The 13,501-nt window shown below is 39.6% G+C and carries 17 protein-coding genes; 5 read left to right on the top strand and 12 right to left on the bottom strand.

The annotated features are described in order from the left end of the window. Positions 1-67: 67 nt before the first annotated feature. The 3 genes from J7I93_RS06820 to glsA form a co-directional block, all read right to left on the bottom strand. Positions 68-1,270 (bottom strand): FtsW/RodA/SpoVE family cell cycle protein, encoded by a 1,203-nt coding sequence (locus J7I93_RS06820; RefSeq protein WP_214724590.1) that lies wholly within the window; start codon positions 1,268-1,270, stop codon positions 68-70. Positions 1,271-1,527: 257 nt separating this feature from the next. Further along, positions 1,528-1,809: an Fpa/YlaN family protein gene (locus tag J7I93_RS06815; RefSeq protein WP_110067841.1), complete on the bottom strand. Its 282-nt coding sequence runs from the start codon at positions 1,807-1,809 to the stop codon at positions 1,528-1,530. A gap of 377 nt (positions 1,810-2,186) precedes the next feature. Further along, on the bottom strand, positions 2,187-3,119 hold the full coding sequence (gene glsA, locus J7I93_RS06810) for a glutaminase A (RefSeq protein ID WP_214724588.1): 933 nt from the start codon (positions 3,117-3,119) through the stop codon (positions 2,187-2,189). Positions 3,120-3,265: 146 nt separating this feature from the next. Here glsA and J7I93_RS06805 point away from each other — a divergent pair, with 146 nt between their 5' ends. Beyond that, a complete protein-coding gene (locus J7I93_RS06805; RefSeq protein WP_214724586.1) occupies positions 3,266-3,763 on the top strand; it encodes a molybdopterin-binding protein in 498 nt (165 codons plus the stop codon). A gap of 134 nt (positions 3,764-3,897) precedes the next feature. On the opposite strand, the gene J7I93_RS06800 is transcribed toward J7I93_RS06805, so the two are convergent. Then, entirely contained in the window at positions 3,898-5,226 is a 1,329-nt protein-coding gene (locus tag J7I93_RS06800) for a PhoH family protein (protein WP_214724585.1), read from the bottom strand. Between the two features lie 376 nt (positions 5,227-5,602). On the opposite strand from J7I93_RS06800, the gene J7I93_RS06795 reads away from it, so the two are divergent. Beyond that, entirely contained in the window at positions 5,603-6,202 is a 600-nt protein-coding gene (locus J7I93_RS06795; RefSeq protein ID WP_214724583.1) for a YhcN/YlaJ family sporulation lipoprotein, read from the top strand. Between the two features lie 115 nt (positions 6,203-6,317). Here the strand turns inward: J7I93_RS06795 and J7I93_RS06790 are convergent, their stop codons facing one another. Further along, on the bottom strand, positions 6,318-6,773 hold the full coding sequence (locus tag J7I93_RS06790) for a pyridoxamine 5'-phosphate oxidase family protein (protein WP_214724581.1): 456 nt from the start codon (positions 6,771-6,773) through the stop codon (positions 6,318-6,320). A gap of 249 nt (positions 6,774-7,022) precedes the next feature. Between J7I93_RS06790 and J7I93_RS06785 the strand changes: the two genes are divergently transcribed. Continuing rightward, positions 7,023-7,223: a YlaI family protein gene (locus J7I93_RS06785; RefSeq protein ID WP_214724579.1), complete on the top strand. Its 201-nt coding sequence runs from the start codon at positions 7,023-7,025 to the stop codon at positions 7,221-7,223. 129 nt (positions 7,224-7,352) lie between these two features. Here the strand turns inward: J7I93_RS06785 and J7I93_RS06780 are convergent, their stop codons facing one another. From J7I93_RS06780 to typA, 3 genes are read right to left on the bottom strand one after another with little or no spacing between them, the layout of a single operon-like run. Continuing rightward, a complete protein-coding gene (locus J7I93_RS06780) occupies positions 7,353-7,643 on the bottom strand; it encodes a hypothetical protein (protein ID WP_214724577.1) in 291 nt (96 codons plus the stop codon). A 15-nt stretch (positions 7,644-7,658) separates the two neighbouring features. Next, on the bottom strand, positions 7,659-7,973 hold the full coding sequence (locus tag J7I93_RS06775; protein WP_214724575.1) for a YlaH-like family protein: 315 nt from the start codon (positions 7,971-7,973) through the stop codon (positions 7,659-7,661). Positions 7,974-8,000: 27 nt separating this feature from the next. Continuing rightward, positions 8,001-9,839 carry a translational GTPase TypA gene (gene typA, locus J7I93_RS06770; protein WP_214724573.1) on the bottom strand — a complete coding sequence of 613 codons (1,839 nt, stop codon included), beginning with the start codon at positions 9,837-9,839 and terminating at the stop codon, positions 8,001-8,003. Between the two features lie 227 nt (positions 9,840-10,066). Between typA and J7I93_RS06765 the strand changes: the two genes are divergently transcribed. Continuing rightward, entirely contained in the window at positions 10,067-10,252 is a 186-nt protein-coding gene (locus J7I93_RS06765; protein ID WP_214724571.1) for a YlaF family protein, read from the top strand. 39 nt (positions 10,253-10,291) lie between these two features. Here J7I93_RS06765 and J7I93_RS06760 read toward each other — a convergent pair whose 3' ends face one another. The 3 genes from J7I93_RS06760 to J7I93_RS06750 form a co-directional block, all read right to left on the bottom strand. Further along, complete coding sequence (locus J7I93_RS06760; RefSeq protein WP_214724569.1) at positions 10,292-10,762, bottom strand: GNAT family N-acetyltransferase; 471 nt, start codon at positions 10,760-10,762, stop codon at positions 10,292-10,294. After that, positions 10,749-11,549: an inositol monophosphatase family protein gene (locus J7I93_RS06755; RefSeq protein WP_214724567.1), complete on the bottom strand. Its 801-nt coding sequence runs from the start codon at positions 11,547-11,549 to the stop codon at positions 10,749-10,751. The genes J7I93_RS06760 and J7I93_RS06755 overlap by 14 nt, the downstream gene beginning before the upstream one ends. Before the next feature lie 435 nt (positions 11,550-11,984). Continuing rightward, a complete protein-coding gene (locus J7I93_RS06750) occupies positions 11,985-12,179 on the bottom strand; it encodes a hypothetical protein (RefSeq protein ID WP_214724565.1) in 195 nt (64 codons plus the stop codon). 299 nt (positions 12,180-12,478) lie between these two features. Here J7I93_RS06750 and J7I93_RS06745 point away from each other — a divergent pair, with 299 nt between their 5' ends. After that, on the top strand, positions 12,479-13,099 hold the full coding sequence (locus J7I93_RS06745) for a YktB family protein (RefSeq protein WP_214724563.1): 621 nt from the start codon (positions 12,479-12,481) through the stop codon (positions 13,097-13,099). Between the two features lie 97 nt (positions 13,100-13,196). Here the strand turns inward: J7I93_RS06745 and J7I93_RS06740 are convergent, their stop codons facing one another. Then, positions 13,197-13,469 carry a UPF0223 family protein gene (locus tag J7I93_RS06740; protein ID WP_214724561.1) on the bottom strand — a complete coding sequence of 91 codons (273 nt, stop codon included), beginning with the start codon at positions 13,467-13,469 and terminating at the stop codon, positions 13,197-13,199. Between the last annotated feature and the right edge of the window lie 32 nt (positions 13,470-13,501).

The raw sequence follows: 13,501 nt of genomic DNA, 5'->3' as shown, positions 1-13,501 counted from the left end.
CTTTTTTTTATCAGAAGGAATTTACTCCTGATTTATGTATTAAAAAGCACTGAGAGTAACCCTGTGCTTATTTACGGATTACATAAGCTTTTTCAGAAGACTCTGGAATAGCTTCCGGCATTGGTTGTTCATCTTTATTTTTATACTTTTTTTCATAAGTTACAAACATAGAGACGTTCACCAGTATCCCCATAGCAATGGAAAGCTGCAGAAGCGAAGATCCACCATAACTTACAAAGGGAAGAGTTACACCCGTAAGAGGCATGACTCCTGAGATCCCGGCCAGGTTGATAAAAGCCTGTATCCCAATCATGGAGGATATCCCAATAGCAAGCAGGCTGCCAAAGGCATCTTTACACTTTAAACTGATAAAGATTCCTCTCAGGACAATGTACCCTAGAAGCAAAATGACAAAACCAACCCCGATAGCACCAAGTTCTTCCGCAATTACCGCCATAATAAAATCTGTATGCGCTTCAGGAAGGTAGCCCAACTTCTGGACACTCTCCCCAAGACCAAGTCCCTTCAATCCTCCTGCACCAAGCGCAATATATGAGTTGGAAAGCTGATAACCAAATTCTGATCCAAAGGGATCTCTGAAGGCTTCAATTCTTCCCATGCGATAAGGGGCAAATATCTTATTCTTTAAAAGAAGGATAAAAGGTGCAGCAAGCAGCATTCCAAACAGGCCCAGCTTAAAGATATTCTTGAAATTCATGCCTGAAGTAAAAATAATTGCTGCTGCGACAGCAAAAATAATTATGGCTGTCCCAAAGTCCGGCTGAATAGCAACCAGCAGGATAGCAAGGATTAAGTAGGCAAGCGGCGGAAGAACTCCCTTATTAAACTCATTTATATATGGCTGCTTTTTTGCATATACTGCAGCTAAATATATAATAACTGAAAGCTTTACAAATTCAGCGGGCTGAAGGCTTCTGCTTCCTATTTCAAACCAGCTCATGGCTCCGCCTGCCACTTTGCCAAAAATAAATAGGGCAAATAAGCCGAAAACAGAAATCCCCACCATGGGCACAAGAAATTTATTGCTTTGCATGGCTTTATATGGAAATAAAGCAACAAAGATAAATGCTATTGCAGAAATAACTAAATGCATTTTTTGCTTATTATAAAAGTAGTCGCTTTCTTGATCATAAATTTGTACTGCAGTAACCATGCTTGCGCTAAAAACCATAATTAGCCCAAAAACAGATAGCAGAGCTACAGCGATAACCAAGGTATAATCATACGATTTTAAAATTTTTTTTAACATCCAGCCCTCTTCCCTTATCTTCTAAGTTTATTACTTATTCTACTATAGTATTGAATATCCTGCTTTGAAGAAAAGAAAAGTTAATTTAAATGTAACATAACAATCAAGAGAATTCCATAATTATGTCATACTAATTTAAAATAAAGTTATACCGTTTAAATATAATCTTTCAAGCAGGCATACTAATCAACCTTATTGCTCAATTTGGTTATAAAAAAACTCAAACAATCTATGAAGAATGTTTGAGTTTTTTAATTTTATTTTTTTACTGAAGCTTCGTGAAGAATGGAGAGTTCTCTTTCCAATTCATCAAGAATAGCCTTGCCTTCGGTCTCTTCAATTAAACCGAGACGGACAGCAAAATCTATTTCCCTGGACAACCCGAACATCTGAGTATCAAGCACCTCTTCATATAGAGGGCATTGGGGCATTGTGAGGTTATCCATTTGAACCTTGATTAACTTTAATATTTTAGCAGCATCTGCCTTTAAAAGAGCGTTTGCTTTTTCTTTGTGATCTAAAATCATTTCAGAAGCCAACTTTCAATCCCTCCATTTCCGAGCGATTATCCTATCTTTAAATTTTATACTTAAGCTTGGAAAAAAGCAAGGATAATAAGGGATTAATAAAGAATAGCGTTCTGCCGAACGTCTTGCTTTATTTAGAACTTTTATATTTTAGACTCTGTAATTCCCCTGTTGATTTCCACTCCAGGCGCTCCCGAACCGCAGGCGTTCCGGCAGCTTCCCTCCGCGTAAAACGCGTCTTTGAGATCTTCCTTTGATTCTCTTCTCCCGCTGGACGTTAAGATAACATTCTTGAATCAACTCTGTACGTAGGTAATGAGAATGCGTTTTCAAGGATCTCTTGCCTTCCGTTTTAATCAACAGAGTGCCAATACCAACAGTGAGCCATTTTAAAATATGCTGTAGTTATTTCTATCTGCCAGAATCTCCAATAGCTTTAAACCTGCTATGCTATTTCCTCTTTTGTCCAGTGAAGGGCCGAAAATGCCTATGCCGCACCTTTCCGGCACTACTCCTAAAATTCCGCCCGACACGCCGCTTTTTGCCGGTATTCCAACTTTGATGGCAAACTCCCCCGATGCATTGTACATCCCGCATGTAACCATGAATGTTTTACAAATACGTGCAATCTCTCTAGAGATAATTTCTTCACCGGTCTCCGGATCCTTCCCATCAAGTGCAAAAACAGCACCTATTCTTGCGAGATCGAAGCAGCTCATTTCAATTGCACATTGTTTTGTATAAATGTCCATCAGTTCTTCTACATTCCCCTCGATAACACCGTGCTGTTTCATGAAGTAACAGAGAGCTCTATTAAGGCAGGAAGTATCAAATTCAGATTTTGCTACTTCCTCATCACAGGTTACATCTTTATCACTTGCCAATCGCTGTACAAAATCCCTAATGCGGCTCCATCTTTCCAATGCGTTCTCACCTTTTATCATGTTCGTAACCGCCAGTGCACCTGCATTAATCATTGGATTAAGAGGCTTTGAAGGAATAGATGTCTCAAGTTTGGAAATAGAATTGAATGGATCGCCGGTTGGTTCCATCCCCACTCTATTAAAAACATAGCCATATCCTCTATCTTGAATGGCCAATGCCAAGACCAGCACTTTTGAAATGCTTTGCAAAGTGAACTTTTTTTGGTAATCTCCGGCGTATATGCAGCTGTTATCCATAATGTTGTATATCGCTACTGAAAGATCTTGCTTGTTTACTTCTGCAAGTGCAGGAATATAATCTGCTACTTCGCCTTCATTTGCCAATGGAACGACTCCATTAACAATTTTTTGCAGATCACCGCTAGTATGACAGGTCATTATTTCCCTCCTGGCATTATTTTTATCATTGAGCTAGTTTACCCCAAATATTTATCAAGAATGCCAATATGACAACTTCCCATAAAATCTGTATACTAAAAGCATATATCTATTCATGAGTGCATGGATTTGCCAGGAGGATTAATATGGAAAATATTATTTCATTTAAAGGACAAGTTAAATATACGATTACATTGGATCCGGGAGTCTGGATTTTTGATGACCGGAGAGTAGATTTGAATACATATTTTGATAAGGAAACTGTGAATAAAAATGAGCTCGAGGAATATACGAAGGCAGTTTCTAAGCATTGGGATAGGGAGATCATGGAAGGAGCTGTGTTTCCTCCTACATTAAAAACAGAAAAAAAATTCGAAAAGGAAAAGGTATTGACAGGTACTTTCGGGATTCCTTTTAAACCGTTCCTCCATAATGCCGAGCCGGATGAAAGTGCAGAATCTCTAATTATCGAAAGTGAAGACGGCGAGGTTCAACTGCCTTTATCCCAAGCAGAAGAATTAATATTGGGGTTCTCAAAGGAAGGAAAACCTTTAAAGGATGACGGACCTGTACATGTATATATCGGTGATGGAAGCAATAAAAACAATCCTATCAAAAGAGTGAAAGCTTTCAGAGTGGAATGACCGGAGAGGGCGATGGAATATCGCCCTTTTCTTATTGGCCGCACGCAATAACAGTATATTCTGCTTTTGCAGGGCCACCCCCGGCTATAGACCAATTATTGTAAATTCGGGTGAAATATTAGGCTAAAATGTTTCTATAAAAGGTCAGCTGCAAGCTGTGCAAGGCCGGATCTCTCGCCTTTGACAAGCTTGACATGTCCGGAGATAATTTGATCTTTAAACTTTTCTACAACATAGGTAAGGCCATTGTTATAGGCATCAAGGTATGGATGATCTATTTGCTCAGGGTCACCCATTAAGACAATCTTACTTCCTTCCCCCACTCGCGTAAGAATGGTTTTCACCTCATGCTTAGTTAAGTTCTGCGCTTCATCAATAATGATAAACTGATCCGGAATGCTCCTTCCCCGTATATAGGTCAGCGCCTCAACCTCGATCGATCCCATTCCTGCAAGTATGGCATCCAATTCCCCTGGTTTCTTCACGTTAAACAAATACTCCAGATTATCGTAAATCGGCTGCATCCACGGTCTTAGTTTCTCTTCTTTCTCACCTGGCAGGAATCCAAGATCTTTTCCTACCGGAACAATTGGCCGTGCTACCAGCAGCTTTTTGTATTGTCCATAGTCCTCGGTCTGCATTAAACCGGACGCCAGCGCCAATAAGGTCTTTCCGGTTCCAGCCTTCCCAATTAGCGTAACTAAAGGAAGATCATTTCTTAGCAAAAGCTCCAAAGCCATTGTCTGCTGAACATTTCGGGGTTTGATTCCCCAAATATGATCATGGTCAAATATAAGCTTCTTTACCTTCTTTCCATTTTGATCAACCACCCCCAAAGCCGATGAAGAGGAGCCAAGGGCATCTTTCATAACAAGGAACTGGTTGGGATAGAAAGGATGATTTGCCACATCTGACAATGGCAATTCACCTTTTTCATAAAAGCGGTTCAATCTATCCAGCCCTATATAAACTTCCAGGAAACCAGGATACAAATGATCATTTTCCACTACCCGATCACTTAAAAAATCTTCAGATATTAACCCGATTGCATCGGCTTTTACACGGACGAGAGCATCTTTGCTTACCAGAATGACTGTTCGTCCATTTTCTTTTGTCTCTTCTTCAAGTGATAAATTCTTGGCAACTGCCAAAATCCGATTATCATTAGTTTTTTCCACAAAGATCTCCTGCAGCTGTTGAAATGATCTGTGGTTCAATTCAATACGCAGGCTTCCGCCATTTTCAAGAGGGATTTTTTCATGAAGCTTTCCCGTTTCTCTCATGCCGTCAATCAGCCTGGATACTTGTCTTGCATTTCTGCCTATCTCATCCATATACCTTTTCTTCGAATCGACTTCTTCCAGTACCACAGCTGGAATTACCACTTCATTATCTTCGAATGAAAATATGGAATTAGGGTCTTGCAACAAGACGTTGGTATCTAAAACGTAAATTTTACTCAATCTGATGCCTCCTGCTCCTCTTGGGTCTTTATAAAGCGAAACTTCGTAAGTGGGGGCTTTCTGCCTTTTTAGTTTCGATAGCTGCTGTGTCTTTGTTTGGTATGAGCCCATTTTGGAATCATAACGAATACGTCGTTTGTTTATATTATTCATTCCCACTGAGAAGTTGAATGAATAGGATGAAAGGCTTTTATATACAGTGGGACAAATATAACTTGGTAAAATATATGTTTTGCCGAATAAAGATAGAAGAAGTTTTGCACAATAATCATTAAAGAATCCTATTTAGTCCTGATAAACTGCAAAATACTCAGGGCATTTCGGGTAATTGCTTTTATTTCAGGAAAATTTTTTGATAGCCCCGGAGGTGTCAAATATGAAGAAATGGCTATTTTTGTTCTTTTCAGCCTTACTTTTGTCAGGATGCGGATTAAACAATAACCAGTCCCAAGACCAGCAGGACCAGCAAAATGCCATTAATGTTAAAAACAGCACGATTCAGGAAGTTGACAGGGAGACCGGACAGCAAGTTTCCAGACACCTTGTCGACTTGGCAACAAGGATACCCAATGTTAACGACGCGACTGCGGTTGTCCTCGGAAGATTTGCGATTGTAGGGATTGATGTAAATAAAAACCTCGACAGATCTGAAGTTGGGACAATTAAGTATTCTGTTGCAGAAAGTCTGAAAAATGATCCCCATGGCGCAAGAGCTATGATTGTGGCCGATCCGGACATTAACGCCCGGCTTCGAGAAATAGCCGAAGACATTCAAAATGGGGAGCCTATTCAGGGAATTATGAATGAGCTGGCTGATATAGCTGGCCGTTTAATGCCAGAAGTACCCGCAGATTTAGTTGATCCAAACAAGAAAAATGAAAAAAACGCAACAGAGGATCCGAAGAAAAAACTCAATAACAACCAAGAAAAAAAACTCGAACAAAAACAAGAAGAACATTCAAACTACCATAAATAAACCAGGTACCTATACCAGTTGTACGAACTGGTATAGGTACCTGGTACTTTTTTGCTGCTCTAATCAACAGTTTTCTCTAACATAGCCATGAAAAAAGCTTAGCTCCCTTAGGGAACTAAGCTTTTTTCATGGCTTCCATTACCTGTTTATCTAAACGGGCTGCAGCATCTTTGTCGTAAGTTTTGTCATATTGCGGTTCTGCTGTAATTTTGGAGCCGTAGAACATTACATCACGAACTTCTTTTACGCTGATATCCAATAGGGCCAGCTTAAGCGGCACACCTTCCATCTTTTCAGACTTTACTGAAGCCTCTCCAGAGATGGAATATGTAGATTCGTTTGCTATGATATTCAGGACTACTTGATTGTTGTTATTTATGTTTTGTACGATTCTTGAACGGTTATCAACAGCGAAACAGATTGTTTCTTCATCCTTGGCCAATACCCAAGAAATCGCGCTAACATTTGGCCCTCCTGTTTCGTGATCAACAGTTGCAAGTGTGACAAACCGCTCTTTCTGCAATTCATCATATAATGGTTTAATTAATTTGGGTTCTACCTGATTTGCCATTCTTTTCCCTCCTTTATTAGTTTCATCATAGTATGATAAGGAATTTCTTTCAACCAATATACATTCATGGCTAAAGCACCTTCTTCAGCAATACGGCACTGAAACTCTATTCTATACTAATATGAACCAATACCTCAGGCCAAATACCGTAAAAGCAGCAAAAATTTATTTATCGCAAAGCATTCGAATCCATTACGAACTTGTACTATAATGGTATTAAAAGCAGTCAAAATAATATGAGGTGTCCCTATGAGAGTTAAATGTGTACTTTGCGATAAAATCGAATCTATAGAAAATGAATCTCTGCAGGCTAAGCGTCTGCGCAATCGCCCAATTCACACCTATATGTGCAAACCGTGTGAAACAAGAATTGCTGAGAGAACGCAAAAGAGAGCCGATACCGGTAATTTTAAACTGTATCGGAGCAAGGTCCAGGAGGAAGAATGGTAAGCCTCCCAATTTGGAGTGTAATGGACTTTTAAAACAAATTAGGATTTATCCGCTAGGCAGAATAGCTTGGAATGCCAGACAACACGAACAAGCCAAAATAAAGCCGCCCCTTGGAGGGAGCGGCCTTTATTAATCTTCTGGATAATTCACATACTTATCAGGTTCATTTTGGATTTGATTGAGCATGACCTCAATCAAATCACGCGGAAAACGGGTTTTATTCCGTTCTCCGTCCTTAGTGTAATGCACATAGTACATAACTTCATCTTTTTCAACTTCCAGATCGGAAATCTGATGCTCATCTCCGAGAATGTCAAAAAACATCTTTTCTGTGTCTGTTGCTGCTGTATCATCAGGCCGTTCATCACTGACAATTTTAATCGTTAACCAGTTATACAGTGAATCCTGCAAAGATTTCATATCAGCCTCTCCCCGTTAATCCGCATTTGCCTGATGCTTCTTTTCCTGGTGAAGGCGGATTTTATAGATAATCAAGATTAGCGCAGCCACAACAAGGCCTTCAGCAACCGGAAGGAACACACCAAGAAAAGTCAGCATGGTACATCCCAAAATTAAGAAGGTGTAAATAACAACTGATTTGGCAATAGGAAGCTTTTTGGCAAATCCAAGTTTAAAAACCAGGATAGACAAAAGGACAATTGTTATATAAAGCAGCCACATCCCTGTTGTGGGATTTTGATCGACTTTGAATAAAGCAGCGAAAAAAGACAGGCGTTGTGAAACATCCATATCCCTCTTTCCTCCCCCTTCTTAGCCTTAGTTTGTTTCAGCGTATTTCTTTTTCTTAGCTACTCTTTCACGTTCATTTTTATCAAGAATTTTCTTGCGCAGTCTGATTGATTCAGGTGTTACCTCAAGAAGCTCATCATCATTCAAATATTCCAGGGCTTCTTCAAGTGTCAATATGCGCGGCTTTTTAATCACATTGGTTTGATCCTTATTAGCAGAACGAATGTTGGTTGCGTGCTTCACTTTTGTGATATTAACTGTAAGATCATTCTCGCGAGTATGTTCACCTACAATCATTCCTTCATAGATCTCAGTACCTGGCTCAACGAAAATAGTTCCTCTATCCTCTACTTGCATAATACCATATGTGGATGACTTTCCACTTTCCATTGAAACGAGCACGCCTTTGCTTCTTCCGCCAATTTGTCCTTTAATCTCAGGCTGATAGCTGTCAAATGTGTGATTGATAATACCGTATCCGCGAGTAAGCGTCATAAATTCTGTGGAATAGCCAATTAGTCCGCGGGCTGGAACATTAAATGTTAGTCGCACTTGACCATTTCCGTTATTCACCATATCAAGCATTTCACCTTTACGTGTACCCATTGATTCAATAATTGAGCCGGTATTATCCTCTGGCACATCAATTTGAACACGTTCTACTGGTTCACAGCGAACACCATCAATTTCTCTAATAATTACTTCAGGCTTCGAAACCTGCAATTCAAACCCTTCACGGCGCATATTTTCAATGAGGATTGATAAATGAAGTTCTCCGCGTCCAGATACAACCCAAGCGTCAGGCGAATCTGTATTTTCAACACGAAGACTCACATCTGTCTCAAGCTGGGCACGTAATCTTTCTTCAACTTTTCTGGCTGTAATATACTTGCCTTCTCTTCCTGCGAATGGGCTGTTATTTACAACGAAAGTCATTTGCAATGTTGGCTCATCTATTCTTAGAACAGGAAGTGCTTCCTGATGCTCAACAGGGCAGACAGTTTCCCCTACGTTGATATCTTCCATTCCGGAAACAGCGATTAGATCCCCAGGATAAGCTTCTTGGATTTCTTCGCGCTTCAGGCCGAAGAACCCAAAAATTTTCGTCACACGGAACTGTTTGACTGAACCATCAAGCTTCATTAGTGCAACTTGCTGACCGACCTTAATCGTTCCACGGAATACGCGGCCAATCCCAATTCTTCCTACATAATCATTGTAATCTAAAAGTGCTACCTGGAATTGAAGCGGTTCTTCGCGGTTATCAACAGGTGCTGGTATATGGTCAATAATGGCTTCATAAACCGAATGCATATCATCATCCTGTTTTTCAGGAGTTGTACTTGCAGTTCCAGCAATAGCTGATGCATAAATGACCGGAAACTCAAGCTGGTCTTCATCTGCACCAAGTTCGATAAATAAATCGATTACTTCATCAACAACTTCTGTTGGGCGGGCAGATTCCTTGTCAATTTTATTTACAACTACGATTGGAGTTAGTTTTTGTTCCAATGCCTTTTTGAGCACGAAGCGTGTTTGCGGCATACAGCCTTCATATGCATCCACTACTAATAAAACACCATCAACCATTTTCATGATACGTTCAACTTCACCGCCAAAATCTGCGTGTCCTGGCGTATCAAGTATGTTGATTCTTGTATCTTTATATTTAACTGCAGTATTTTTAGCTAAGATGGTAATTCCACGTTCTCTTTCCAAATCATTTGAGTCCATGGCACGCTCTTCTACATGCTCGTTTGAGCGAAATGTTCCAGACTGTTTTAAAAGTTCGTCAACCAGCGTAGTTTTTCCGTGGTCAACGTGGGCAATAATCGCTATATTGCGAATGTCTTCTCTTAGTTTCAAAAGATTTCCTCCTATTTATAAAAACTAAATCATTTTTCTACATTTTTTTTACAACTGATACATTATATCATAATTACTGTAGAAACCTAAAAGCTTTTTGTGTAAAATAATGTAGAAAAGGGGTTCGTGCCTGGCTTTTTAGGTTATTTCAATTATTTAATACGCTATTTCTATATATTGTTTGCCAGCAAATGCACTTATTACTCCGCCTGGGAGGGTAAAATAGTATGAAACATATCAAGTGGCCTTTATTAGCTTTTGCGATTGGAACAGCCGTATGCATGATGGGAATTGGAGTTGCAGTGGCTGAACGAAGCATATTTGGCATTATTTTTTCAATCGTCCTGTTAGTTTTTGTAATGGGTTTCGGTTTTAAAACAAAGAAGAAAATGAGAGAAGACGGATTGCTATAACAAAGCGCAAAAAAGCTGCAGCCAAGTGCTGCAGCTTTCTTAAATAAGCGGACAGACCATTATCAAATAATCTTTTCCTTCAGGAGAAGTCTCCATCTTAAACTGTTCAAATCCGGCATCAGATAGAAACTCGATCCACTTATAGCGATATTCCGGCACACCTGCAAATAATGACTTCTCCCCACTGCTTTTCAGTTCCTCACCTATTTTTCCGATTATCGCTATACCCAAACCTTGTCTCCGCCTTTCTTCCTTAACAAGAATAGTTCCAATCCACGGCTTTTGATTGGATGGCGATTTATTAACATGAAAGGTGACGGCTATCTGCTCACCATCCAATCGCCATAGTCTCCACTCCCCATTCAATTTCTCATGCAAAGCCACGTACTTTTTAAGGTTAAACCCGCTTTTTTCGGTTTCTTCCCACTCAGGACTGGTTTTTATGATTTTTAAGAAGAATGGCCAATCTGAATCAGTCAATAAATTACTGGTCAGATTACCAATTTCCATTGTTTAAATACTCTTTCATGATTTCCTGGTGGAGACCCGGCTTCGAGACAAAAACAGAGTTATTTTCTAGCAGATTCAACGGCTCTCCTTTAAGAGTAGTCGCTTTTCCTCCCAGCTCCTCAATCATTATGACACCAGCGGCAAAGTCCCACGGCGCCAGTCTTAAGGTAATATAGGCGTCAACCCGCCCTGATGCAATATAAGCCATCTCTATAGCAGCAGAGCCATAAGAGCGGGTCCCCCGCGCATTTTTAACCAGCGGTGCCAGCAGCGACGGATCAATCCGCTTATTTTCCGTTACCCATGTGGCATTCAGCCCTATAACCGCTTTGGAGACTTCTGTTTCTTTTAATGGAGGAAGCTTCAATTCATTCATATAAACTCCATGCCCCTTAATAGCATGATACAATTCATCATGCACCACGTCATAAATCAATCCGATTTTCCCTTCGCCATTTTCATAGATGCCAATTGAAATCGCAAAATTTCTTTGCTGATGCACAAAGTTCATTGTTCCATCGATTGGGTCGATAATCCACACAATTCCGTCCAAGTCGTTTAACTTATCGCCAAATCCCTCTTCCCCAAGGATTCGGTGTTCAGGATATTTCTCTTTAATTTTCTTTATGAAAAATTGTTCTGTTCCCTGATCAATATCCGTAACCAAATCATTTGCATTTGACTTTGTCGTAATTGTCAATGTTTTACTGAAGGAATTCCGGATGTTGACTCCAGCCTCTTTAACCCAGGCTTTTGCATATGTATCTAATTCGCTCCAATTTGTCATACTTGGCCCACCCTCCGCTAAGTCTCCATTGTTATTTTATGGGATTTTTTAAAAATATGGCTGTTGAACTTGCCTGTTGATTTCCGCTCCATACATTGCTTTCAGCAGGCGGTCTAACAGCGCCTGTGGGGTCTCCCCATGACTCGATTCTCCAGATGAAACCTCGTGCCTGCCGCTCTTTGCTGAAATCAATATTTAGCTTCAACACAGCCTAAAATATTAATAGCTTAAATGAATTAGCGATGTTCTTCAAGTTATATCCTCTCCCAGGGAGAGGATAATCATTTGCAGCCTATTTATTTAAGAAGAAGGCATTTATAAAATAATAAACGAACTCCATATCCAATAAGGGAGTTCGTTTCTAAAGGTTTTTGCTTTTTATCTGCATTTTTTCTGCCTTTTCTCCTTTGCTTCACAGTTCAAGATACATCATCTTTAAAGTGCTTTTAATCTTAGAAGTTCCTGTCTGATCCTTTCAAGCTTTAGCTTTGTTTGCTTCTTTAAGTCTTCATTTTTTTCTTTCATGGCATCAAATAAAGTAGCTAATTCATAATCCATTTCCAGTCTTAGAACTGCTGTCCTTTCTCTCTCACCGGCTTTTTTCTTAACAGAATTCATAAGTTGTTTCATTAGACAGTACACCCCTTCCAATAATCTAATTAATTTTCTGATTATTTTTACTATTATCATATGAAGAGTAATTCTCAGATGCAACTAATTTGTGCGATAACCCAAACTTAAATTATAGCTCTGCTAACCGTGCCTGTTGATTCCCATTTCAGGCGCCTGCTTTTCGCTCCAGTCATCTTAATGCCAAGATCAGCATGAGAGTTTACACTGCCTATTTATAAAGAGCTTTAAGGCTTAATATTTCTAGATTGTTCGAGGTTATGCTACAATATTTGACAAAGCATTTAGGAGGTTAGCTTATGGCATTTTCCGGTTTTACCAATGAAGATTTCAATGTTTTTGAAATAGATGGCCTTGATGACAGAATGGAAGCATTAAAGTCAACGATTAGACCGAAGCTTGAAGAACTGGGACAGCATTTTGCCCCTTCGCTTTCAGCATTATCCGGCGATGAAATGTTTCCTCATGTTGCTAAACATGCGAGGCGAACCAAGAATCCCCCAAAAGATACGTGGGTTGCCTTTGCAAGTAATTCAAGAGGCTACAAAATGCTTCCGCATTTTCAAATTGGTTTATGGGAAACACATGTATTCATTTGGTTTGCTGTCATCTATGAAGCACCGAGTAAAGAGGCCATCGGAAAAGCTTTCGAGGACAGTCTGGATAAATTGTATAAAGAAGTACCTAAGGATTATGTCTGGTCTGTTGATCATACAAAACCATCGGTGCATCCGCATAGCCAATTGTCCAAAGATGAATTACAATCCATGTTTGTTCGCCTGCAAACTGTCAAGAAGGCTGAAATTCTGTGCGGCATCAATATTCCTAGAGAAGAAGCCGTCAGCATGTCGCCTGATCAATTTATTGAAAAAGCAGATTCTGTATTTAGAAACTTATTACCCCTATACAAAATGGCATAAACATCATTAATTAATATCAAAAAAAGCAAAACTTCCTTTCAAGTAGGAGGTTTTGCTTTTTCGTTCTTTAGCCGGTGCAGTTCATTTGCCAAGCCTGTTATTTCATTTTTATTTTATCCCCTGCAGAAGACTCCTTGGCTGCCTTCACCGCTTTGTATGATGAATAGCCGCTTTGTTCTTCAAATTCATCACAAAGATTTTTTTCCTGTGCTTTGCCCGGTACTATTTCCTTAAACCGTCTGTAGGCATTCATGAATTGATCCCGCTCAATTCCTTTTTCATAAGCCTGCTCAATGCTTTCGAAATATTTAATAACATCTACAATTTCTTCTGTTGACCAATCATGGTCAATCGGGTATTGATATTCCATGTCAATTTCACCTCAATTATGATTATCCTGCT

The sequence above is a fragment of the Bacillus sp. ISL-47 genome (genome assembly GCF_018613175.1).
Lineage (GTDB): Bacteria > Bacillota > Bacilli > Bacillales > Cytobacillaceae > Cytobacillus.
This window is presented reverse-complemented; position numbering and strand designations above follow the sequence as displayed.